Here is a 23,428-nt window from a genome sequence, read left to right as displayed (position 1 = left end):
AGACCCAATTTCCATCCCTAGTTGTTACAGATCGAGACATTTCGGCAGCCCCCTTTCACCATCCCATTCAAATACAATAATTTTGTTAGTCTTGGTTAACTTCTGAGTCTAAAACGGGTATCATTTGTGACGTCAAACAAACGGCACGCAGGAGCTCACCATGCTCAACCATCTCAAACATCATTTTGGCTCCCGGCGTACCGGTGGTCACGGAGGCCTAGACATTGCGCGGCATATCGGCCCCGGGCTGCTCGTGACCGTCGGCTTTATCGACCCGGGCAACTGGGCCTCCAATATGGCCGCGGGCTCGCAGTTTGGCTACGCGCTGCTGTGGATCGTCACGCTGTCCACGATTATGCTCATCGTGCTGCAGCACAACGCGGCGCACCTGGGTATCGCCACGGGCGCCTGCCTTGCCGAGGCCACGACACGTTACCTCCCCCGCTTCGTCGGGCGTACGGTGCTCGCCAGCGCCTATCTCGCGACCATCGCCACCGCCATGGCCGAAGTCCTGGGTGGCGCGATTGCCCTTCAAATGCTCTTTGGGCTGCCCGTGCGTGCGGGCTGCGTCATCGTGGCGGCAGTATCGATGGCGATGCTCATGACGAGCTCCTACAGGCGCGCCGAGCGATGGATCATCGCCTTCGTAGGCGTGGTAGGACTCTCGTTTTTGGCTGAGCTTACGCTGGTCAAGGTCGACTGGCCACAGGCCGCCGCAAGCTGGATCGCACCCAGTATGCCCACCGGCTCGGCCGCGATTATCGTAAGTGTCCTAGGCGCGGTCGTTATGCCCCACAACCTCTTCCTGCACTCCGAGGTCATCCAATCCATGCACTTCGAAGGCCAAGGCGAGCAGGTTATCGAAGAACGTCTGCGCTACGAGCTCTTCGACACACTCTTTTCGATGGGCGTGGGCTGGGCAATCAGCTCGGCCATGGTCATCCTGGCCGCAACGACCTTCTTTGCGCACGGCATGGTCGTAGACGACCTCGCCGTCGCAGCGGCCACACTCTCCCCCATTCTGGGCCCAGCAAGCTCGACAATCTTTGCGGTGGCGCTGCTGTTTGCGGGCCTCTCGAGTAGTGTGACGGCAGGCATGGCGGCAGGCACCATCACCGCGGGCATGTTCGACGAGGAATACGACATCCACGACCGACATTCCTCGATCGGGGTGGCGGCCTGTTTCGTCGGCGCAGTGGCGGCGTGTCTGGTCGTCCCAAATCCTTTTGAAGGTCTCATCTGGAGTCAGGCACTGTTGTCGCTTCAGCTGCCGATTACGGTCTTTGTGCTCATACGGCTCACCAGTTCACCCCGCGTCATGGGCAAATACGCCAACTCGCGCCCACTCAACGCGCTGCTTGTAGGGATCGGTGCCATCGTGACGATTCTAGATGTCGTGTTGTTGACAGGGATGTAATGGGACGGGGCACCTACCCAGGCAAACGTCTCGATCTGTAACAGGAAGACCCGTTTCGAGCCGTTAGATGTTACAGATCGAGATCATTCCGAGGGACAGCTCCGTTTGTCTCAATCTGTAACAAGTGGACCCAATTTCCACCGTTAGATGTTACAGATTGAGACAAAAGGTCGGCCGGACTCACAACAGACAGGATCGGCCAACAGCAACCGTGATCCCTTGGGGGCGGAGGAAAAGGGTCCCGGCCGGGATATCCGACCGGGACCCTTGGACAGAGCTATGTGTTGCCGTGAGCCGCGTGCCGACGAGCTACTCCTCGACGAGCTCAAACTGATCGGGACCGACGCCGCAGACCGGGCACACGTAGTCCTCGGGCAGCTCGGGCGTGTCGACCTCAACTTCGTAGCCACAAACGATGCACACGAACTTATACGTCTTCTTCTCCTCAGCCATGATGTTCTCCCCTCGAACGCGACTGGTGATGTACTTCATCTATTAGTATAGATTCTCAATAATATAATGCAAGTATTTTTAAAACATTTCTAGCCTTGATACGAGGACGCCTTCGGAGGCGTCTTGCCCTTCAGGACCTTATGGTAGTAATCGTAGGTGAGCGGCGTCTCGTCGCTCAGGCGCTCGGCATCCTCGACCTCGCCGATAAACAGTAGATGCGTGCTCACATCCACAGTGTCGATCAAACGGCAGCTAAACAGGGCCGTCGCGTGCTCGGGCACATAGGGCATGCCCAGAGCCGTCTCGCGGGTCTCGTATTTGGCAAACTTGTCATAATCGCTGCTGGTGCGGAACCCAAAGTTGCCGATGTAGAGCATGTCGGCGGTCTGATCGATCACGGTCAGCGCAAAGGCCTTAGCCGATACGATTACGCCGGACGTGACATTTTCCTTGTTCACGGCAATCGAGATGCGCGGCGGGGCGGATGTCACCTGCACTGCTGTGTTGATAACGCAGCCGGCACGCAGCCCGTCCGCCGCGGCGCTCACCACGTACAGGCCACTCGGCATGGTAAAGAACGCAGTTTTGTCCATAACGATCACTCCCCTAGCTCGGGTTGGAACCTCATGGATGTATGTACCCACAAAAAAGGCAGCGCCCATAACGGACGCTGCCTTTGAAACATATGTGTCAGAACAGTAAGAAAGATGAGACACCCGCAGTTGCGGTGAAATAGGGACTGAATAGCCCCCTCAAACAGGCAAACCAGTCCGTATTCCACCGCAACTTATGAAGGACGGTCAGCGGTTGCGTTCCTTGAGGGCGCGGTCGATCTCGCGTTGGACATCACGCTTGGCCATGTCCTCGCGCTTGTCGTAGAGCTTCTTGCCGCGACCCAGGCCCAGCAGCAGTTTTACGCGACCGTCGGTATTAAAGTAGAGCTCCAACGGAACCAGCGCATAACCACGGTTGCAAAGTTTGCCGTCAAGAAAGTCGATCTCCTTGCGGTGCAGCAGCAGACGGCGCCGACGGTCGGGATCGCGATTCCACACGCCACCATGGCTATAAGGGTGGATATGCAGGCCGACGAGCCAGCACTCCCCACCACGAATCAGTGCGAAGGTATCGGTAATCTGGCACGCGCGCTCGCGAATCGACTTGACCTCGGTACCGCTCAGCTCAATACCACACTCAAACGTCTCATCGATAAAGTACTCGTGATGTGCCGAGCGATTCTTGGAAATGAGCTTGCGCTCGCGCTTACTGGGCATCGCCGGCCTCCTTGGCGCCATCGGCGTTTGAGCCCGCAGCCTCGCGCTTTGCCCTGCGCTCGGCATTAAGCTCGGCATCGCTCTCGCGCACCAGCTTGATAATCGCCGCGCATGCCTCCTCGCCCACCAGGTCGCGGGCACGGACCGTCAGACGCGTAGCCTCCTGCTTGTCGCCGTCGCTTGCAGCATCGGTCGCGCACATGATCAGGCAGATGGCGATCTCGGCCGAAGGCGAGGTCGGCACGCCCTGCAGGGCGAGCTCACCCATCACATGGTCGTCACTCTCGTCCGCGGCATCCGGATAGGTGGTATGGATCTTGTTGAGCAGGCGCGTCGTATGCGCATCATTGGGCGCCAGGCGCAGCGCCAGACGCGCGCAGCCCACGGCAGCCGAAATGTTCTCGGTCTCGGGCTCCAAGAAGTACTGACCCAAGTTGGTGTAGGCGCGTGCGGCGCACTTACCGTCGCTCGCGCGCTCCAGCACCGAGAACGAGAGCGATGCCCACTCCTGCTTGTCCTCGAGCGCGCGGAACAGCTCGGCCAAGTCCAAGCGATAGTTGCAGTTCATGGGGTCCCAACGCACAGCCTGCATCAGGGCATTACGAGCGCTCACATAATCCTGCTGGCGAATGTAGGCAAACGCCATGTCAGAGTACAGGCGGTCAAACGGCACCTCGACCTGCACGAGCTCGCGCGGATCCTTCTCCACGCGGCGATAGGCCAAGCGCTCAAACTTGCTATCGAAGCTAAAGTATTGGCGCTTCTCCTCCGTCTTGCACTCGGCGTCGATATACTCCTCGGCGAGCTCCACCAGGCGCTCCAACAGCGGCGTCGCCGTAGCCAGGTCACCCTGCGCCAGATAGTTCTCGGCATACGTGATGTCTTGCAAGCTGATGGGCAGATCCATGGCTACTCCTCGATCTGAGCGAAACACGGCAGGCGCCGTATATACGGTCGATACACAAAACCCGGGTCTCTTGCGAGGCCCGGGCATTTATTTGTGGGTAGCCCGTACCAGATTCGAACTGGTGATCTCCGCCTTGAGAGGGCGGCGTCCTAAACCGCTAGACGAACGGGCCATATGTAGCAAATGCAATGGCTGGGATGGAGGGAGTCGAACCCCCATTGACGGAACCAGAATCCGCTGTCCTGCCATTAGACGACATCCCAATGACTGCATTGCTGCGCTCGGCTGTGCCTTTGCGCAAGAAAGAAATATACGGGAAGTCCCGCCATGACGCAAGCCCCTATTTTGACTTTTTTGAAATTCGGCCAAATTGGCCTAATTTCGTCCAACCCGTGAAGGACCTGTGAAGCCGACCGCTGTACACGAAGGGCAAAACGCCGCGAGCGGTAGCCGTCAACCGTTGGCAGATTCTACCGCGAAAACGATAGCACCAGGCAACACAATCGAAGTATCAATGATCGCGTAGATATCGAGGCACCATGGACGAAGAGCTTGATTACCTATGGGAGACCCTGGGCCTCGAGATCACTGCTGACCTTTGGCCCGAACGGGACAAAATCCATCCCACTCTGCGCCCCGCCATCACGGTGATGCAGGCAAAATACCGCCGTGCATCCTTTTTGATCATGCGGGTGTCATGGCACGCGGGACTCCCCGACCTTAAGCGAATCCAGGCAAGCCTCGTCGAGCTGTCCGGTATGCCGACCGTCATATCCGAGGCACACCTGGAGCAGCGCCAGCGCGAGCGACTGCAACAGCAGCGGATTCCCTTTATCTGCCCCGGCGTTCAGGCATATCTGCCCTTTATGGACGAGGAGTACTGGAGCGGCAAGCCCAACAAGCACGTAAAGGTCTACGATCCGCACGAATGGGCACAGCTCGAGGATTGAGCCGAGCGAGCCCGCCGATGGAAAACACGTCCCACTCTGAGCACTCAAAACGGGTCGCACTTTCCGCAGCCGCTACAGCAACGCCTCGGCCCAAGCCGCTTCCCTAAAGCCGGGAATCGCAAAGTCGTCGCCCACCAGCAGCGGACGCTTGACCAGCATGCCGTCGGTCGCCAGCAGCTCGTAGCACTCCCGATCCGTCATGCCCGCATCCAGACGCGCCTTCAGACCCAGCTCTCGATATTTCATGCCCGACGAATTAAAGAAGCGCCGCACCGGCAGCCCCGAACGAGCAATCCAGGTCGCAAGCTCATCAGCCGTGGGATTGTCCAAAACGATATCGCGGTCGATACACTCTACCCCATGTTCGTCCAGCCATGCCTTGGCCTTCTTACAAGTCGAGCACTTGGGATATTCAACAAACAATACCGCCATGGGATTTCCTTTCTTAGAGAAAACAGGTGTCTGGAAAACTGCACATCGACGACCACTCGCGATTGCAGCCGTTATTGTAGTCAATGTCGAAGCATAGGCAGTCGCGATGTCTCGTCTTAAGGCTAGCGCCTCGCATGGGCGCCGATCGGCCGAGTCGCATGGCGCACCAACACCGCTGCCAGCAATACCAACAGCATCGCGGTAACATAGCCCGCAGCATCGAATCCTAAATCGATAACGTCGAAATGCCTGCCGGGAACAAAGATCTTATGTACCTGATCGCCAACGGAGCAGACGGCGCAAAAGAGCAACACGGGCACGCAACGGGAGCATACGCTCCACGGACGCCTGGAAAAGCAAACCACGACCACCGAGGCGAACAATCCGACGAAGAAAAACTCTACGGTATGGGCAACGCGACGGACGTTCGTGCCCACCCACATGCGAATGGAAGCAAGTCGGCCAGACCGGACATTCGAAGCAGCCGAATCGGTGCCCCCGGTCATCCCATTCTCGGTCTGAGCTTCACCCGTGACATCGGCAGCCTGTACGCCCGTAGCCTGACCCTCCACCACACGCGCGGTGGACTCGCTCAGCAACGACGTCTCCACCGCATTTTGCTCCGTCAGCACCCAGATGCCCGCCAGCGTTGCAGTAAACAGAACGATCGCGGTCCATCCGATTATTTGTTTTACGCGCGCCAAGGGCCTACCTCCTTTTTTTGAATATCAGCGAGTGTAGCCCCAAATGACATCGTCACCGTATCAAAATTTGAATCGCAACAGGAAGCGCCAAAGCGACGCAAACCCCTACCCCGCCTCGCGCATCCAGCGATCGAACGTCCCCACGCACACGCCCAGGCACTTTGCTGCCTGGCTGCGGGTAATATCGCCTGCCTCATAGCTATCGCGCACCAGCTCAAACTGAGGAGGGCACGGCTTGCGAGGTCGACCGAAACGAACCCCTCGCGCCCGCGCCGCCGCGATCCCCTCCGCCTGGCGCCGATGGATATTCTCGCGCTCCACCTGCGCCACGTAGCTCAGCAGTTGCAGCACAATATCGGCAATCAGGGTGTTGGTCACATCCGGCGCGCCGCTAGCCCTGGCGCGCGTGTCAAGCAATGGCATGTCCAACACCACAATGGCAACCCCGAGCTCCTTGGTAATGCGTCGCCATTCCTCAAGAATCTCGGAGTAATTACGGCCAAGTCGGTCGATAGAAAGCACCACCAGCACGTCCCCGTCTCCCAGGACGTGCAGCAGCTCGCGATACCGCGGGCGGTCGAAGTCCTTGCCGCTCGCATGGTCGGCATAAATATTCGCCGAGCCCACGCCATAGGCGCCAAGCGCATCCAGCTGCCGGTTCAGATTCTGATCGCGCGAGCTCACCCGCGCATAACCGTACACCGTCGCCATCTCATCCCCGCTTTCTTGTAAACCTGCCAAAAAGGGACAGGTTTATTTTGGTAGGTTTTACCTCTCAAATAGCAGGTAAGCGGGCAGCCGAGCAGACGGCAAGGTAGTCACGATCCAAACGCGGAGGGCGGCCCCGAAAGACCGCCCTCCGTTCTCCCGCCACGAGTCGTGATTTGGCTAATGGATTAGCTTAAAGTCCAAGTGCCCGCGCGTGGTATTGACGCGCGAGACCTCGATGACCACGCGCTGCCCCAGCTCATAGCGGGTCCCCGTGTCGGCACCTGTGAGCGTGAGCGCGTCCTCGTCAAACTCGAACCACTCGTTGCCCAGGCTCTTAATTGAAACCAGGCCCTCGACCTGCGTCAGATCCAAGCGTACGAACAGGCCCATGCTGCTGACCCACGAGACCGTTCCGGCATAGCGCTCGCCCAGGCGATCCTCGTAGTACTGGGCAATCTTGATCTTTTGCGTCGCATGGCTGGCGGCATCGGCCGCACGCTCCGCATCGCTGCATGCACGGCAAATCTGCGGCAGAATGCGTGGCAGGGACTCGCGACCCTTACCGATGAGCCGGGGCGTGCGTGCCAAGGCGTCCTTGCCGCCCAGCTGCTCATAGGCCAGCTGCAGCTTGAGTACGCGGTGCACCACCAGATCGGGGTAGCGACGGATGGGGCTCGTAAAGTGGCAGTAACACGGTGCGGCGAGCGCAAAGTGGCCCTCGTTGCGAGGCTTATACAGCGCGCGCTGCATGCTGCGCAGAAGCAGCGCGTTGACGAGCGGCGCGTTGGCCGTACCGGCGGCAGCATCAACTGCGGCCTGCAGCTCATCGGGGTTTCCCAGGGCAATGCCGGCTGCACGGCGGTCGTCGATAATACCCAGCTGAGCCAGTGCCACGGCGGCGCCGTGCAGGCTGTCGGGACTGGGGTCTTCATGCACGCGGTAGCAAGCCTCGATATCGCGGTCGGCAAGCCACTCGGCCACGCACTCGTTGGCGAGCAGCATGGCTTCCTCGATCAACGACGTGGCACACGAGCGCTCACGCGCCACAATCTGCACGGGCACGCCGTCCTCGTCCAACAGGGCGCGAATCTCGGCCGTATCGAAGTCAACCGAACCGCGCACGCGACGAATGTGGCGGCGAAGCTCGGCGAGTTCGTTGGCGGCGACAAGAAAATCACCCAGATCGACGTTATAGCCGCGAGCAGTTTCCTCGCACGCAAGCCCACGCTCGAGCGCTTCCTCACGCGAAGTCTCTACAGCCGCGACATCCTCGGCGGCACCCTCCAGCACCCCATACTCCACCGCGCCGGCACGCACCAACAGCGCCTCGGCGCCGTCGTAGTCCATGCGCACGCGCGAGCGAATCACACTGGGATAGGGATCGTAGTGGCGAACGCGGCCCTGCGCATCGAGTTCAATATCGACGGTAAACGCCAGACGGTCCTCGTCGGGACGAAGCGAGCACAGGTCGTTCGATAAGCGCTCGGGCAGCATGGGCAGCACGCGATCGGCCAGATACACCGATGTCGTGCGATGGCGCGCCTCAAGATCGATATGCCCGTCCCAAGACACATAGTGCGAGACATCGGCGATGTGGACGCCCAGCTTGTAGCCGCCATCGGGCGTGCGCTCCAGAGAAATGGCATCGTCAAAGTCGCGCGCGTCGACCGGGTCGATCGTAATGATAAAGCGGTCGCGCAGATCGCGTCGAAGCGGATCTTTGAGCGCCGCGGCCACATCGAGCGACAGCCCCTCGGCCTCGGCCAGTGCTGCCTCGGGATAGCTATCGGTATAGCCATAACGCGCCATTACATACTGAACACCCAGGTCGGGCGCGTCATCGCCGCCAATACGGCGCTCAATGGTCACGGTGCCCGATTCCAGGCGCGTCGGATAGGTCAGAATGCGTGCGACCACAGCGTCACCGGGATGAACGCCCAAGCGCTCGGCCGAGGTGTCCTCGGGCAAAATAAAGAAATCGGCCTTGAGACGCGAATCGAGTGGCTCGATCACGCCGAGCGGACCGGCCGTCTGGTACGTGCCCACCACACTGATGGCAGCGCGCTCGACGACTCCCTCAATCACGGCACGACGCTCACCATGTGGGCTGTTCTTAATGCTCACGGCGACGGTATCGCCGTCCATAATCTCGCGCTTACCGCGACCCATAACCTTGTAGTCGCCGTTCTCGGTTATGACATAGGCGCTGTGCTCATGGAGCTGCACGCGTCCGGTCAGGCTCGGACGGCGCTCGCTGCGCACCGGTCCACGCTTGTTGCGGGCACCGTGCTTATGCTTGTTGTTGCGCCCCATGGCGCCTCCTTACTATCGGTTGCGGACTCCAAAGAGTCTACCCAAATGATCCGCGATCCTGCCGTCGCATAGGAATCAAAAAACGGGCCGCCCCATAAGAGACGACCCGTTGGAAGGGATAAATTCCAGACATGCCTACACGCGCAGATAGCGGCGCATGGCGATGGCAGAACCAAAGAGACCGATAATCACGCCGACCAGGACCAGCGCAGCATAGGTCACCAGGTAGTACTGCATCGGCAGGGCAAACGACATCCAGCCGATGCTCTCCTGCAGACGCGGAATCATCAGGTTGCGCAGCAGCTCCAGCACGCCGATGGAAAGCAGCGAGCCCAAAATGGCCTGCAGCACACCCTCGGTGATAAACGGGCCGCGAATGAAGCCGTTGCTGGCGCCGACCAGACGCATGATCGCGATCTCGCGACGACGCGCCGTGATGGACAGGCGAATCGTGTTGTTGATAAAGATGAACGCGATAAAGGTCAGCAGGCCGACGAGTACCACGGCAGCAATGCGGATGTAGTTAGTCACCTGGAACAGGCGGCTCACTTCCTCCTGGCCGTACAGCACGCTCGCGTTGACGTCGCCATCATCCGCAATCTTCTGGAAATCGGCGTCGTCCTTGAGCTTCTCAGCCGTGCTCTCAACCTTGGACGGATCGTCCATCTCGATCGCAAACGAAGCCGGCAGCGGATTCTGGCCATCGAGCGCGCTCATGGTAGCGTCGGCGTTGCCCGACATCTTGCTCGTATACTCGGCCAGCGCGTCATCCTTGTCCTTGTAGGTCACGGACTTGACGTTGCTCCACGTCTTGAGCTCGGCCTCAAAAGCCTGAACATCGGCCTGATCGGCGTCATCACTGATGAACGCGTTGATGACAACCTGATCCTCGACGGTGCCGATCACGGAGTTCAGCATCGCGGAGCCCATGATGAACAGGCCGATGATAAACAGCGAAAGGAAAATCGTGATGACGGCGCCGAGCGAGGTGGTCCAGTTACGGAAGAAGTGGCTGATTGCCTCCTTGAAGGAGTAGCCCACGTTAGTTGGTGCCATAGTTGCCGTAACCTCCCCTCTCCTGGTCGCGGATAACGTGGCCGCCCTCGAGGGCGATCACGCGACGGTGCATGCTATCGACCATCTCGCGGTCGTGCGTAGCCACGATCACGGTCGTGCCGGTGCGGTTAATACGCTCGAGCAGCTTCATGATGCCCAGCGAGATCGCCGGGTCGAGGTTGCCCGTGGGCTCGTCGCAGATCAGCAGCGGCGGACGGTTGACCATAGCGCGGGCGACGGCGACGCGCTGCTGCTCGCCACCGGAAAGTTGGTCGGGCAGCGAGTCCATCTGATCGGCCAGACCGACCAGACGCAGCACCTCGGGCACCTGGCTGCGAATGACGCCCTTGGGCTTGCCGATGCACTGCAGGGCAAACGCCACGTTTTCGTAGGCGGTCTTTTGCGGCAGAAGCTTAAAGTCCTGGAACACGGCGCCAATCTGGCGGCGCAGGAACGGAACCTTGCGGTTCTTGATCTTCATGAGGTCCTGACCGGCAACCAGGATGCGACCGCTCGTCGGCTTGACGTCGCGGTTGAGCGTCGACAGCAGCGTGGTCTTACCCGAGCCGGAGTGACCGACCAGGAAGACGAACTCGCCCGGATAGATCTCAATGTTGATGTCGTCAAGTGCAGGCTTGTTGGGCTGTGCCGGATAGATCTTGGTGACATGCTCCATAAGGATGACGGGCTCGACACCGGCCTGCTTGGCCATCTTCTTGCGGCTGGCCTGCGGATCGATGGGCGCAAACACCGACGTAAAATCGGGGTTGTTGAGCGCGTTATCGAGGCTTGCGACCTCGGCTGCCTGATCGCTCTCGACCACCGGGGCAGCAGGCTGCGTGGGATCGGGAATGGCGGCAAAGAGACCGGACTGCGCAGGCTGAGGAACCGGCGTCGCAGGGGCCATGGGGTCGGGAATGCCGGCCATGGTAGGCTGCGGCGTGGCGGCGCCAGCCTGAGGCTGCTCCACGCGAGCGGTCACGGCCTGAACGGGCTCAAAACCCGCCGTGCCGGAAAGCGCGACATCGCTGGTGGGATTGTAGGCAAAGGGATCGGATGCCGGCTGTGCCTGATCTGCCGGCTGAGTGGGGGCCTGAGCAACAGGCTGGCCCTCTGAATCCGGAGTGGCGAAACGACTGCCCTGGACGCCTGTCTGCGTCTTGGGGGCATCATCGCCCGCACCGGAGGTACGGAAGTGGTTACCCACTGGTGCTCCTTATCGTCGTGCGTTTAAACTACATGAGCGCTTTGTATTTTAGCAGCATTAGCTTTGCTGCACATAAGAAGCATGGCGCGCCTTGGATTCCCGTCGGCCGCCATGAATATCAACTTCATCCGAACTCCTCTGATGGATGGTCCGCGCTTTCCAAGCGCTTCCCCCGTCCGCCTCAATCGGGCATACTTCAATCATTGTGAAAAGCCCTAGGGCTTTTAGCGGCTGCGGGTACCTGTACCTTCAGCCGCATTTTTCTTACTTTTTGGACCCGATATGGAACACTGACCGGCTCTCACGGCCATAGCAGACACGTCTCGTAGCACCAGAAGTCAGCTCTCCGTATCCATCACCGCCCAGCTCACAGGCGCAATACCCGGAATAGACATTAGACAAGAGGGACAGGTGGCCTGACAGTCTCCCGATTTTGTCCTGCGTTGCATCGAGGCGGAGGCATATGCCGCCTTTCGAGCGCGAGTGACGCCGACGTATAGCAGGCCGCTTTCCTCGATAAGCCCGTCTGGCATTCTCCTCATATCGACAATCCGGCAACTTTGCGCGGAACGTGAGCACATATCAGCTCTGTCGCACTGAACCTGCGCCCCCGACTCCCAAGAAGCTCAAAGAGATCGCGCCTCGTTCAAATGACCAGAGCGGTTTGGGAAAGTGAATAAGCTCCCTTTCCGCCTGCCACCCCCTCGCATATCCGCCACACACCAAGCATCGCTGGCTGCGGTTTCCCCCATTACATGGGACGCACGCGCCTTACGACCCGCGCCGAGCCGTATGAACCCGTCCTCCAACGGCACCCGCACGCTCATCGCGTCCGGCAGAAGCGACCGCCGCATCGGCGCCGCCCCGGCATCACGCCACCCCGCAGAATGCGATCCCCGCGCCGCTAAGCTCCGCCAGCACGGCGCGGGCCGCCGGCGTTGGCCCGCTCTCCACGCCGTCGCCCACGTGGCGCGACACCTTGAGCGCCACCACGTCGCCGCCGTGATCCGCGAGCAGAGCCTTGGCCGCCGTTACGCTGCGAGCGCCCACGAGGCGCAGCTCGTACTCCACGCGCTCGTCCGTAGCGGCGGTCTTCACCGCCTCGATCTCACCGCGAAGCGCCTCGGCAGCCTCCTTGGAAGCGGAGGCATCGGCCACCTGTGCCTCAAACTCCGCGATCCGCTCGTCCCGCTTCGCAAGCATCGCCTGGTAGTCGTCGCCGGCTCCGCCCAGGGCCGTCACTTCCCCTTGCTCCTGCGCGTCTTCCGAGCCCGCCTCTTGCTGCTGCGCCTCGTCCGCTTGCCCGCCATTCGAGCCCTCCTTCACGAGAACCGCCTTTCCGCTCGTACGGCAAGCACAACAAGATGCCCGCCTGGTTACTCATCAAGAGCAGCCTAGGCGGGCGTCAAAAAGTCAACCGCGCATCGGAGCCGCAAGGCGGCAGTGCCCGAAGAAATACGTCCCACTGGGTTACACACACCGAACTTAAGAAGCGTTTTTGGGCCATCATGGTAAAATTCCCATCGGAGGTAACGATGGAGACCATGCTACTTGATGACATAGAGTTGAGGGAGACTGCAAAGCGGCTCTACGATTCATACTCGACTGTTCTCTCCGAATCCAAGCTCATCTCCATCATCCAAGACGTCCTCGGCGACTTCGCCCCCGCGCTCGACTCCAAATACGCGGCCCGAAGGACCATCAACGACTTGGTGATGGGTTATTACCCGAACGAAGCCACCATCAAGGCCAATTTCATCGATAGGGTCCTCTTTCCGCTGAGCCCCGCGAACATCTCCATCTTCGAGCTTCCCATCGGCAACAGCCGCGTGGACATGTGTAAGGTCAACGGCCACAGCGCCGCCTACGAGATCAAGACCGACCTCGACACGTTCGATCGTCTCGAGGGCCAGTTGAGCGACTACTTCGACGTGTTCGAGACCGTCTACGTCGTGACGTCCGACAAGCGTTGGCAAGAACTGCCAAGCTACGTCCCCGAGGCCTGTGGGATTTACTCCTACAGCCAGGACGCAAGGGACGGCTCCTATCACTTCAAGGCACAGCGCAAAGCCATCAAAAGCACCAACCTGGACTCCGAAAAGCAGCTCGCGGTCATGCCCAAGCGCGCCCTCTGCGAGACCTTCGGCATCGACGGCGGGGGCATGTCAAAGCCCGCCATCGTCCAGGAGTGTCTTGCCGAGAACAGCCAGGCCAAAATCAACCGGCTGTTCAAGGCCTATCTCAAGCAACGCTACGGTGCCTACTGGGAGCACTTCTGCAAAGTCAAGCCGCGAATCTTGGGTATCGATTATGAGTGGTTCTACCGCAACAGGTTAGAGCCGGGGATTGTTTACTGAAACACCCTCGAAGATTCTGTTAGCTGCTGTATATAGCGGATAAGCGTGTACTTAATCCACTCGGCAAAGGTGCTTTGCGTGCCTCGAGCGTATTTTTCAGCAACAATGCCAAGGGCAAGGCAGTTCCCTTTGGGGTTAAGCGTGGCGTCGGCCAAGATGGCTGGGATGATGTCCTGGTAGCCGTTTGGCCCGCGATCATAGTCGTCGTTCACGAAGGTTTTGAATTCGTTCCTCGAGCCATCATAGAGAACGGCAAGGGCTCGCCCCTTGTTCGTTCCTCCGTATGGAAGGTTGTCGCGGAGTCCGCCGTAATCGCCGACACCTTGGAAACCATAGTTTGCAAAGGTGTCGAGGTGGCTATTGTTGATGATGTTGGCATAGTCTCCGTTGGGGAAATCCTTGCCAGTGGAGTTTCTCGCCCTTGGAGAGCAAAGCGCGATAAGATGGGCGGGAAGATTAAGGCGCCGAAGCTGCATACACTCTATTGGCTTCGAGCGAATCGGCTGCTCGTTGAAATCATACAGAAGGAAATCGTCCGCCCGCAGAACTTGTTTGACCGCACTTTCATAGCCCTCAAGGTCGTCGATGCGAATCGCAATTCGCTGTGCCGGATTATCCACCCTCAATTGACCCGCAAGCGCCAAAACCTCATCGGGTTTCAGCGCGTCAATGCCACGCTTAACAGTGATGATGGGAATCAAGTTTGGGTACGCAGCAATTCCGAGGACCTTGGTCTTGTATAGCCCGAGGTCTCTGTTGAGTTGAATGACGAGGGGAATCTTGTCAGGCTTATAACGGTATCTACTGAGATCGCACCTGAAGTAGTCGACCAATACAGGGCGATTGGGGAATAATCGGGCAATCTTCTCAAGCGTAACGTCATGCGGAGAGGACAAGTCCTTTACTGCTCGGTGGATTATTTTCCCGCCCTTGCAGACTTTCTCCTCGCGAACGGTTTCGCCTGTAAACGGGTCAATCTTATTGTCGTAGGTAAACTTCTCTTGAATGACCTCTACAAGGGGAATCATGTCGTCGCGTAACAGGCTCTTTTCCTGAAGAATCTTCATCGCTGCGAACTCGCTTTGCCGATTTTTGATGGCGATTACGTACACGGCTCCGCCCCCTAGTTAAAGCGATCCTTCAAATCGTTCAGTTCAGCAAATGGCACAAAGCCGTCATGCTGCAGGAAGGCGACGACGATCCCCGGAGGCGTTCCCTGAGAAGCGGCAAAGCTCTTTACGGCGGCGCTGGAAAAATCTCCAGTAGATGCGAACGACTGATAGCTGTCCTCGTCTACAAAAAACTTTCTCGCATACACATTGGCACGCGCGTCGTCCTCGTCAGAACTCTTGAACTTTGGGTCATCAATAGAAATGTCTGTACCCTTCTGTCCAAGCCCGTCGAGGAGATGCCCAATCTCATGAGCAATCGCAAACCATGCATCGCCATGGGTCTTGTAGCGTCCGCTGATGTAAATAGTCGGATGCCCGAGATAATACGTTAGGGCGCCTCGTACCTTGGCGTTGGCGATAGCCGGCCTATAAACCAAGTAAACGCCAACCGAGTTGAGCAGCATGCGGCAGCTCTTCAGCGAAGCCATGAAATCGGTGTTAGAGGCCACGTCCTTCAAATAGGAGATGGCATCGACAAAATCCTTCTTGGAGTATTCGGGAGAGTTCTCAGTGTCGTTCTGCTCCTCAATCTCTTCTTTGCAGAGCCCCAGCCAAACCACAACGGCTTCGGAATCGCCACCATCTTGCATGAACTCGATTCCGTCGGGAACGGCATTCCCATAGCGGTCAAAGTCCGTAATGCCGAGTATCTTCAGCATCGCGATAGCCTGCTCAACGAGGGACATGCCGCCCACACGTCCAAAAGCCTCCTTGAAATGAAACCTCTTGGCGATCTCCTTAAGGTCAAGCTCCTCCAGATGCGCCTCCTCGCGTTCGCGGGCAAGGTACTCCTGATACTTGACCTCATAGTTAAGCCAAAAACTCGCGGGAACGTCGGGCATGACCTTCTCAAGCTTCAGCGCCATGTCCTCGGTAAGCCTGGTCTTCCCGTTCAGAAGCTGGGAGAGGTGGCGCTCGCTCACGCCGGTACGCTTCGAAACTTCCTTTTGGGTCAAACCACGCGCATCAAGGTATTCCTTGATGATCTCGCCGGGCGCGACGATGAAATCACTCATAGCTATCTTCTCCTCTCCTAGCTCAGTGGTAGTCCTGAATATCCACGATGCAGACGCTGGTGATCGTCGTAAGGTCATCCGGGTCAAACTCCCCGACGGGACGGATGACCAGTCTCATGTTCTTGCTGAGGTCGATTCCCCAACAGCCCTCAAAGTTGCCGGTCAGCTTGTGCCTGCGCGGCGGCGGCAGATGGGTAATCTGCGAAAGGTCATTCGCAACCCGCAGATCGGAAAGACGATGAATGAGGTTCTTGGCTATCTTGCCGTAGTTCCTCGTTATCGCCCTCTGATCCTTAAGGCTCTTCTCCAGCGACTTGCTTGCATATTCGATATCCATCGCCACCTCCTTTGATAGAAGGATATTGCAATTGACCTATGAGGTCAATATTGACTTTTAAGATCAATTTAATTCTGTACCTAGACCACTCAGACTGATACTCGTCTGACGTTAGGGTTTTCTAATGAGCGGTGCCACCTCTTAAATACTCTCGCATAAACCGCCCAATCTCTTCTCCGAAAACGCTCAAGCCGCCCGATGCAATAAGCTCTGGATGCACCCTAACCCCATTAATATCCCAGCCATCATCCCTGACATGCTGGAATTCAGTGAAATGCCCGCCACTCACAGGGCTGCCGCATGGATACAAAATGGGACGTAAATATCAAAATTCCGCGCACATCCCGGCGCCAAACCACGTTATGCCCTATAGGAGGTGAGGGAAGAGAATGCATAGCTTTCCATACGGCAGCAACGGCAGGGCGGACGCGCCAGGCCGCGAGAACGACTCTTTGGTAGGGCGCTTCGCAGAGGAGCACTACGACAAGGTATACCGCTACTGCGCGCGAAGGCTCCCCTCGAAAGAGGATGCCCAAGACGTGACGCAGGAGGTGTTCCTTCGGCTCGTGCGGAGCGATGCGCTATACGCCGAGCATGGAAAGCCCCTTGCGTATCTCTACGCCTGCGCGCGCAATGTCTGTGCCGACTTCTACCGAGGTCAGAGACCGGTTGGTGCCTTGGACGAGGACGATGTGCAGACAATTCCTGACGTGCGGCATGCAGACATGGACGGACGGCTGACCATGGCGGGTGCCCTCGCCCGCCTTACGGAAGAGGAGCGCGAGGTCATCGAGCTTCGCTACGGCCAGGACCTGCCTATGTCCGATATCTCCGCCGTGACGGGGAAGTCGAGGTTCGCTCTCTATCGAATCGAGCGGCGCGCGCTCGGCAGGCTCAAGGAACTGATGGGAGAAGGCAATGGATGACTCGAAGCTAAAGGATGCGCTGAGGAGCTACTACGCCGCCGACGCGGCATCCCCCGATGCCTCGGCGCGCAAGCGCACCTTGCTGCTCGTGGAAGCAGAGGCGGCTCGCGCCTGCGGAGGCGCGAGGGAGGCGGATTACATCCCGCTCTGGCGGTTCGTCGCGAACCAGGTCCGGTTCGTGCGTCCCTGGGCATGGATGCTCCAGATCGCGCTTCTGGCATGCATGCTCGTTCTCGTCGGCGTGATCGGCCCGCGCTCGGGAAGTCCCGTCGTCGTCATGGCGGCATCGGCCCTCTCGGTTGCCATAGCGGCACCATCGGTATTCAAGAGCTTCGAGACCCGCGTCTGCGAGATGGAGTACTCGTGCCGGTTCAGCTGCGTGCAAGTGTTGGCGAGCAGGCTTTTGCTTTTCGGCCTTGCCGACGTGCTTTGGATTACGCTCTCCGTTGCGGCAGTGCCAACGCTCGCGGGGATCGACGCGCTTCGCGTACTGCTGTACGCATGCACGCCGTTCTTCTGCTCGTGTGCCGCCTGCTTCTATGCGGCGCGCCGTCTGCCGGGCAACTCGCTCGTCGCCAGCGTCGCCCCTGCGATGTCCGTACTCGCAGCGCTCTGGCTGCTGAGCACGGCGTTCCCCCTCTGGTACGAGGGAGCGTCTCTCGCCGTATGGGTCACGGCGCTCATGGCCTCCATGGCGCTCACCGCCCTGGAGGCGTCAAGGCTCATACGCTGCGTCTCAGGCGGCCTCTCGCCACGCCCGTCAAAGGCGGCACTCTAGCTCTCCTCCTGCATGCCTGCAACATCGAACGAAGGACAAGGAACGAACATGGAACTCAGGCTTGACAGGCTCACCAAGCAGTTCGGCAGCCATATCGCCGTCGACCGCGTGAGCTTCAGCTTCACGCCCGGCGTCTACGGCCTACTCGGGGCCAACGGCGCAGGCAAGACCACGCTCATGCGCATGATATGCGACGTCATGAGGCCGACATCGGGAAGCGTGTTGTTCGGGGGCACCCCCATAGACCAGCTTGGCGACGGCTATCGGGCGCGCCTCGGGTACCTGCCCCAGGACTTCGGCTACTACCCGGACTTCACGGCCTGCGATTTCATGATGTACCTGGCATCGCTCAAGGGGCTCACCGCGCAGCAGGCGAAAGTGCGTACGCGCGAACTCCTGGGAGTTGTCGGTCTCGCAGAGGCCGCAAAGCGGAAGGTCAAGACCTTCTCCGGCGGCATGAAGCAGCGGCTCGGCATCGCCCAGGCGGTGCTCAACGACCCGTCTGTCCTCGTGCTCGACGAGCCCACCGCAGGGCTCGACCCCAAGGAGCGCGTCCGCTTCCGCAACCTCATATCCTCTCTCGCCCAAGACAAGATCGTCATCCTTTCCACGCACATCGTCTCTGATGTGGAGTACATCGCCGACGAGATCCTCGTGATGCGCGCTGGCGGCATCATCACGACGGGCACGGTCGACGAGATCACAGGGGACATCAGGGGATGCGTCTGGGAGTGCACTGTCGCCCCGAGGGAGGCAGACGCCATGTCGGCATCGCTCACGGTGGGCAACATCCACTACGCCCAGGACGGCTCTGCCATTGTTCGCGTGGTGGCGCAGCAGCGCCCGCATCCGAGCGCGCGCGCCGTGGAGCCGACGCTGGAGGACGTCTACCTCTACCTCTTCCAGGAGCAGTCCGGGGGCCTGCCGGTTTCGCGGACGAAAGCGGAAGCGGGACGGGACGCAATCGCACGCAGGAAAGGAGCGCGCCGTGGGTAGCCTCATCAGATACGAGCTCAAGAAGATGCTCTCAAGGCGCGTCTCGCAGGTTTCCATAGCGGCCGTCCTGGCGCTGGTCGCGGTCATAGCCTTCTTCAACATAACGTCCCAGTACGCCCTCGACCCCAAGGAGATGGGCACCGAATTCGAAGGCACTGCCGCCATCGCCCAGATAAAGGCAAACACGGAAGCGCTCGCAGGCCCCATCACCGACGAGGAGGCCACCGAGGCGCTCCGCGAGTTCAAGGAGTTCGTCGGTCCGGACGGCGAGGTCAAGGAAGAGTACAGGACGGACAGGAAGCCCTACGGGGAGAAGGCGAACGAGTACTGGGAGTTCAGCGCGAAGAACGGCGCCCTCATGGCGCTGCTGACAAGCCCTTGGATGCAAGGCTACCAGATGCCCGTGTCCGCGGCAGCCGCTATCGACACGACTGGCACCGTCGACCTCTACGGGCGAGTCCGCTCGAAGATAGCCTCCGGGCTCGACGCGAACGGGGCCCTCTCGTACAACGACGATGAGAGGGCGTTCTGGAGCGAGAGGGCGCAAGGCATGCAAACGCCCATCGAGTACGGATACGCAGGAGGATGGGAGGACTTCCTCAACCTCGCCCAGTTCCTCATATTCGCGATGCTCGCAGTCGTGATAACGTGCGCATCGGTGTTCAACGGGGAGTACCGGGCCAAAACCGACGCCATCCTGCTGTCCACCAAGTTCGGCAAATCAAGGCTCGGGCGCGCGAAGGCGGCGGCCTCTATGATCGCGGCAAGCGCCATATACTGGGTCTTCACACTCGTCTTCCTGGCAATAACGCTCGTCTTCTACGGAGCCGACGGCGCAGGTCTACCCATCCAGATCTACAACATCACATGCACCTACGGCATAAGCCTGTCAGCCGCCGCCCTCATATGCTGCCTCGTCGGGTATCTCGCAACCCTCGCCCTCCTTGGGATAGTGCTCGCACTGTCAGCCAAGATAGACAGCCCCATGGGAATCCTCGCAGTCGGCGTCGCTCTCATCTTGATTCCGATCTTCGTGCCGACGATGACGAGCAGCATCGCGAACCGCGTCATCTACCTGTTCCCCTACGACGCACTGAACCCCCCTCAACCTCTTCGGCATGGTCTCGTATGCCATAGGCCCTGTCGTGGTCGAGCTGCCCGTGTTCCTCGCCGCTTTCTACCTCCTGCTTTTCGCGACGGGCATTGCTCTCGCGATAAGGACGTTCAAACGCCATCAGGTTGCCTGATGATGTCAAGGAGGGCCGTTGCCGCCAAGGATGCGTGAATCAGCGAGCCTTCGAGTGGATGCATACCATCGCATTTCAGGGCGAAATCCTCTCCGATTCGCCTCTGGCTGTTAGGGTTTAGGGCTGAATGTTGCGCAACTGCGCCCTGGCCCCGACCGTAAAACCTCTCTAGCTTCTTTCCCTGCCGTCTCCAAACACAAAGCCGGAGTGCCCTCCATATGGAAGGCGCCCCGGCTTGTTCATTGCCCAATGCGGAAGCGGCTCTCAAGTTAAGGCCAAAGCAGACCGCCTTACGCCAAGAACTCCTTGGTGGTCGCCACGATGTTGGCGGCGTCCAGGCCGTACTTGTGCAGGAGCTCGGCACCCGGGCCAGACTCACCGAAAGTGTCGTTGACGCCGATCTTCTTGAGCGGCGTCGGGCACTGCTCGCACAGGACGTCGGCAACGGCGCTGCCCAGGCCACCGATCACAGAGTGCTCCTCGACGGTCACGACGTGGCCGGTCTTGGTGGCGCTCTTGACGATCAGGTCGGCATCGATGGGCTTGATGGTGTGCATGTTGATGACCTCGGCGTCGATACCCTCGGCAGCGAGCTGCTCGGCGGCCTCGAGAGCCTCGCCGACCATCAGGCCGCAGGCGATGATGGTCACATCGGCGCCCTCGCGCATGACAATGCCCTTACCCAACTCGAACTTGTAGGTCTCGGGGTCGTTGATAACCGGCGAGGCCAGACGGGCAAAGCGCATGTACACCGGACCGTCGCACTCGTAGGCGGCGCGCGTCACGGCACGGGCCTCGATGTCGTCGGCAGGAACGATAACGGTCATGCCGGGGATGACGCGCATAAGGGCGATATCCTCGCAGCACTGGTGCGTGGCGCCATCCTCGCCCACCGAGATACCGGCGTGCGTGGCACCGATCTTAACGTTGAGGTGCGGGTAGCCGATAGAGTTGCGGACCTGCTCAAAGGCGCGGCCGGCGGCAAACATGGCAAAGGTGCTCGCGAAGGCAACGCGACCGGTGGTTGCGATACCGGCGGCGACACCCATCAGGTTGCTCTCGGCAATGCCCACATCAAAGAAACGATCGGGGCAGGCGGCCTTAAACTTGCCGGTCTGCGTGGCGGCAGCCAGGTCGGCATCGAGGACCACAAAGTCGTCGTGCTCGTTGGCGAGCTCGACGAGGGCCTCGCCGTAGCTTACGCGCGTGGCGATTTTCTTGACGTCTGCCATCCTAGAGCTCCTCTCCGGCGGCCGTGAGCTCTGCCATGGCCTGCTCAAACTGTTCATCGTTGGGGGCCTTGCCGTGCCAGCCCACCTGGTTCTCCATGAAAGACACGCCCTTGCCCTTCGTGGTCTCGGCGATAATCGCGGTCGGCTGGCCCTTGGTGGCACGAGCCTCGGCGAAGGCGGCGCGGATCTGGTCGAAATCGTTGCCGTCAGCCAGCTCCACCACGTGGAACTTGAAGGCGCGGAACTTGTCTGCCAGCGGCATGGGATCGTTGACCTCCTCGACGGGGCCATCGATCTGCAGGCCGTTGTGGTCAACGATCACGCAGAGGTTGTCGAGCTGCTGGTTGCCGGCAAACATGGCGGCCTCCCAGACCTGGCCCTCCTCGCTCTCGCCATCGCCCAACAGGGCGTAGGTGCGATAGTCGTCGCCCCAGTGCTTGGCGGCAACGGCCATACCCACGGCGGCGGAGATGCCCTGGCCGAGCGAGCCAGTGGACATGTCGACACCCGGGGTGTCGTTCATGTTGGGGTGACCCTGCAGGTGGCTGCCGATATGGCGCAGCGTCTCGAGATCCTCTTTGGGGAAGAACCCGCGCTCGGCGAGCACGGCGTACAGGCCCGGAGCGCAATGGCCCTTGGAGAGCACAAAACGGTCGCGATCGGCCTTGCGGGGATCGGCCGGGTCGACGTTCATTTCCTCAAAGTACAGATAGGTCATGATGTCGGCAGCGCCGAGCGAACCGCCCGGATGGCCGGACTTGGCAGCGTGCACGCCGGTGACGATGCCCTTCCTTACCTCGTTGGCAACCTTTTTGAGCTCTTCGTCGCTCATTGTGCCTTCCTTTCATCCTCATTAGACAAAATGCGCACGGCACCGAAGGTAATCCCAACACAGCCGCAATGCACGTACGTCATTCATTATGCTGGAAACTGATGGCTTTACCAGAGTTTTTATCATTATTTGAACAATTTAGCAGGCAGAACCGCTGATGAAACGGTTTATCAATGTGAACGTCTTTTGGATGGAACGCGGTCGCCCCTACGCGCTAATGTCCTTGAATCCCTCGCCGAAGGCTTCCGTAACGTCAGCGACCGTCACAATGGCGTGAGGATCGCGCTCGCGCACGATCGTCTTGAGGGTATTGAGCTCTCGACGGCTCACGATGACCATAATCACCGGCTTCTCGGCACCCGAATACATGCCAGTCGCCTTAAACTTGGTACAACCACGACCCAGGCCATACATGATATCGGCAGCAATATCAGGGAACTTGTCCGAGATGATGAGTACCATACGACGCTTGTTGCCACCATCGACCACGGCATCGATCACGTAGCCGCTAATGACCATCGAAAGGCCTGCATATAGTGCGTTTTCGATTGAAAAGACCGGAGCCGACAGCGCGCATACGGCAACATCGATCGCCATGACGGTCGAGCCCACCGGCAGCGAGGTGTTACGCGAGATGATTTGGCCAATCGTGTCCGAGCCGCCGGTGTTGGCGCCGGCGCGCAACACCATGCCGTAACCGATGCCCGTAATAATGCCGCCCCACATGGCAGGAAGCATCAGGTCCGCATCCGCCAGAGGTGCTACAAACGGGGCGAACAGATCGGTAAAAAAGCCCAGCAGCACAAAGCCCGTCGCGGTCTGCACCACGTAGAACATGCCGCCCTCGCGCATAACGACCAACAACAGCAAGGCGTTCATCACGATCGTCTGGATACCGACGGGAAGCGATATGCCATGAGACGCACCGACCGCCTGGATAATCGTGGCGAGGCCCGTAACGCCGCCGGCAGCAAGACCGTTGGGAATCAAAAACAGGTCCGTCGCGATAGCTGCCAGCGCGCAGCCCAGCATAATCTTGGGCAAGTCATGAAAGAAGTTCAGCGAAAGAATGCGCTTGATGTCCAGACGATATGCCATGCTGCCTCCCTCAAAA

At 59.4% G+C, this 23,428-nt stretch carries 24 protein-coding genes and 2 tRNA genes; 7 read left to right on the top strand and 19 right to left on the bottom strand.

Annotated elements, in window-relative coordinates; all coding sequences use genetic code 11:
- Positions 1-160: 160 nt before the first annotated feature.
- Positions 161-1,417 (top strand): Nramp family divalent metal transporter, encoded by a 1,257-nt coding sequence (locus OIL77_07770; protein ID HJI45295.1) that lies wholly within the window; start codon positions 161-163, stop codon positions 1,415-1,417.
- A gap of 309 nt (positions 1,418-1,726) precedes the next feature.
- On the opposite strand, the gene OIL77_07765 is transcribed toward OIL77_07770, so the two are convergent.
- From OIL77_07765 to OIL77_07740, 6 genes are all read right to left on the bottom strand, one after another.
- The gene (locus tag OIL77_07765) at positions 1,727-1,870 is read right to left on the bottom strand and encodes a rubredoxin (GenBank protein HJI45294.1); all 144 of its coding nucleotides are present in this window, start codon (positions 1,868-1,870) and stop codon (positions 1,727-1,729) included.
- A gap of 89 nt (positions 1,871-1,959) precedes the next feature.
- The gene (locus OIL77_07760; protein HJI45293.1) at positions 1,960-2,463 is read right to left on the bottom strand and encodes a flavin reductase family protein; all 504 of its coding nucleotides are present in this window, start codon (positions 2,461-2,463) and stop codon (positions 1,960-1,962) included.
- 207 nt (positions 2,464-2,670) lie between these two features.
- Positions 2,671-3,141 carry an SsrA-binding protein SmpB gene (gene smpB / locus OIL77_07755; GenBank protein HJI45292.1) on the bottom strand — a complete coding sequence of 157 codons (471 nt, stop codon included), beginning with the start codon at positions 3,139-3,141 and terminating at the stop codon, positions 2,671-2,673.
- Positions 3,131-4,048: a hypothetical protein gene (locus OIL77_07750; protein ID HJI45291.1), complete on the bottom strand. Its 918-nt coding sequence runs from the start codon at positions 4,046-4,048 to the stop codon at positions 3,131-3,133. The genes smpB and OIL77_07750 overlap by 11 nt, the downstream gene beginning before the upstream one ends.
- A gap of 98 nt (positions 4,049-4,146) precedes the next feature.
- Positions 4,147-4,220, bottom strand: a tRNA-Glu gene (locus tag OIL77_07745).
- Positions 4,221-4,237: 17 nt separating this feature from the next.
- Positions 4,238-4,311, bottom strand: a tRNA-Gln gene (locus tag OIL77_07740).
- Positions 4,312-4,587: 276 nt separating this feature from the next.
- Here OIL77_07740 and OIL77_07735 point away from each other — a divergent pair.
- Complete coding sequence (locus tag OIL77_07735; protein HJI45290.1) at positions 4,588-4,998, top strand: hypothetical protein; 411 nt, start codon at positions 4,588-4,590, stop codon at positions 4,996-4,998.
- Positions 4,999-5,070: 72 nt separating this feature from the next.
- Here the strand turns inward: OIL77_07735 and OIL77_07730 are convergent, their stop codons facing one another.
- From OIL77_07730 to OIL77_07700, 7 genes are all read right to left on the bottom strand, one after another.
- Positions 5,071-5,430, bottom strand: coding sequence for an arsenate reductase family protein (locus tag OIL77_07730; GenBank protein ID HJI45289.1), 360 nt, complete (start codon positions 5,428-5,430; stop codon positions 5,071-5,073).
- A gap of 122 nt (positions 5,431-5,552) precedes the next feature.
- Positions 5,553-6,134, bottom strand: a complete 582-nt coding sequence (locus tag OIL77_07725) for a VanZ family protein (GenBank protein ID HJI45288.1) — start codon at positions 6,132-6,134, stop codon at positions 5,553-5,555.
- 105 nt (positions 6,135-6,239) lie between these two features.
- The gene (locus OIL77_07720) at positions 6,240-6,845 is read right to left on the bottom strand and encodes a recombinase family protein (protein HJI45287.1); all 606 of its coding nucleotides are present in this window, start codon (positions 6,843-6,845) and stop codon (positions 6,240-6,242) included.
- 177 nt (positions 6,846-7,022) lie between these two features.
- Positions 7,023-9,158, bottom strand: coding sequence for an RNB domain-containing ribonuclease (locus tag OIL77_07715; GenBank protein ID HJI45286.1), 2,136 nt, complete (start codon positions 9,156-9,158; stop codon positions 7,023-7,025).
- A 135-nt stretch (positions 9,159-9,293) separates the two neighbouring features.
- Positions 9,294-10,214, bottom strand: coding sequence for a permease-like cell division protein FtsX (gene ftsX / locus OIL77_07710; GenBank protein HJI45285.1), 921 nt, complete (start codon positions 10,212-10,214; stop codon positions 9,294-9,296).
- Complete coding sequence (gene ftsE / locus OIL77_07705; GenBank protein HJI45284.1) at positions 10,201-11,421, bottom strand: cell division ATP-binding protein FtsE; 1,221 nt, start codon at positions 11,419-11,421, stop codon at positions 10,201-10,203. Before ftsE ends, ftsX begins: the two co-directional genes overlap by 14 nt.
- A gap of 870 nt (positions 11,422-12,291) precedes the next feature.
- The gene (locus tag OIL77_07700; protein ID HJI45283.1) at positions 12,292-12,747 is read right to left on the bottom strand and encodes a hypothetical protein; all 456 of its coding nucleotides are present in this window, start codon (positions 12,745-12,747) and stop codon (positions 12,292-12,294) included.
- Positions 12,748-12,956: 209 nt separating this feature from the next.
- On the opposite strand from OIL77_07700, the gene OIL77_07695 reads away from it, so the two are divergent.
- A complete protein-coding gene (locus tag OIL77_07695) occupies positions 12,957-13,778 on the top strand; it encodes a sce7726 family protein (protein ID HJI45282.1) in 822 nt (273 codons plus the stop codon).
- Here OIL77_07695 and OIL77_07690 read toward each other — a convergent pair.
- From OIL77_07690 to OIL77_07680, 3 genes are read right to left on the bottom strand one after another with little or no spacing between them, the layout of a single operon-like run.
- Positions 13,772-14,890 (bottom strand): hypothetical protein, encoded by a 1,119-nt coding sequence (locus OIL77_07690; protein ID HJI45281.1) that lies wholly within the window; start codon positions 14,888-14,890, stop codon positions 13,772-13,774. The genes OIL77_07695 and OIL77_07690 overlap by 7 nt on opposite strands.
- 11 nt (positions 14,891-14,901) lie before the next feature.
- A complete protein-coding gene (locus OIL77_07685; GenBank protein ID HJI45280.1) occupies positions 14,902-15,966 on the bottom strand; it encodes a helix-turn-helix domain-containing protein in 1,065 nt (354 codons plus the stop codon).
- A gap of 22 nt (positions 15,967-15,988) precedes the next feature.
- Positions 15,989-16,303: a type II toxin-antitoxin system RelE/ParE family toxin gene (locus OIL77_07680; protein ID HJI45279.1), complete on the bottom strand. Its 315-nt coding sequence runs from the start codon at positions 16,301-16,303 to the stop codon at positions 15,989-15,991.
- Between the two features lie 389 nt (positions 16,304-16,692).
- Here OIL77_07680 and OIL77_07675 point away from each other — a divergent pair, with 389 nt between their 5' ends.
- From OIL77_07675 to OIL77_07660, 4 genes are read left to right on the top strand one after another with little or no spacing between them, the layout of a single operon-like run.
- On the top strand, positions 16,693-17,229 hold the full coding sequence (locus tag OIL77_07675) for a sigma-70 family RNA polymerase sigma factor (protein ID HJI45278.1): 537 nt from the start codon (positions 16,693-16,695) through the stop codon (positions 17,227-17,229).
- Positions 17,222-18,007: a hypothetical protein gene (locus OIL77_07670; GenBank protein HJI45277.1), complete on the top strand. Its 786-nt coding sequence runs from the start codon at positions 17,222-17,224 to the stop codon at positions 18,005-18,007. Before OIL77_07675 ends, OIL77_07670 begins: the two co-directional genes overlap by 8 nt.
- A 48-nt stretch (positions 18,008-18,055) precedes the next feature.
- Entirely contained in the window at positions 18,056-19,003 is a 948-nt protein-coding gene (locus OIL77_07665; protein HJI45276.1) for an ABC transporter ATP-binding protein, read from the top strand.
- Positions 18,996-20,288 carry a hypothetical protein gene (locus tag OIL77_07660; GenBank protein HJI45275.1) on the top strand — a complete coding sequence of 431 codons (1,293 nt, stop codon included), beginning with the start codon at positions 18,996-18,998 and terminating at the stop codon, positions 20,286-20,288. The genes OIL77_07665 and OIL77_07660 overlap by 8 nt, the downstream gene beginning before the upstream one ends.
- A 252-nt stretch (positions 20,289-20,540) precedes the next feature.
- On the opposite strand, the gene OIL77_07655 is transcribed toward OIL77_07660, so the two are convergent.
- The 3 genes from OIL77_07655 to OIL77_07645 all read right to left on the bottom strand — a co-directional run bounded on the left by OIL77_07655 (position 20,541) and on the right by OIL77_07645 (position 23,412).
- Positions 20,541-21,482, bottom strand: a complete 942-nt coding sequence (locus OIL77_07655) for a transketolase family protein (protein HJI45274.1) — start codon at positions 21,480-21,482, stop codon at positions 20,541-20,543.
- A gap of 1 nt (position 21,483) precedes the next feature.
- Positions 21,484-22,314, bottom strand: a complete 831-nt coding sequence (locus tag OIL77_07650; protein ID HJI45273.1) for a transketolase — start codon at positions 22,312-22,314, stop codon at positions 21,484-21,486.
- A 207-nt stretch (positions 22,315-22,521) separates the two neighbouring features.
- Positions 22,522-23,412, bottom strand: coding sequence for a YitT family protein (locus OIL77_07645; protein HJI45272.1), 891 nt, complete (start codon positions 23,410-23,412; stop codon positions 22,522-22,524).
- Positions 23,413-23,428 lie beyond the last annotated feature (16 nt).

The sequence above is a fragment of the Coriobacteriaceae bacterium genome (genome assembly GCA_025993015.1).
Classification (GTDB): Bacteria; Actinomycetota; Coriobacteriia; order Coriobacteriales; family Coriobacteriaceae; genus Collinsella.
The sequence above is the reverse complement of the archived record's forward strand: the minus strand, read 5'-3'. Positions and strand labels throughout refer to the sequence as shown.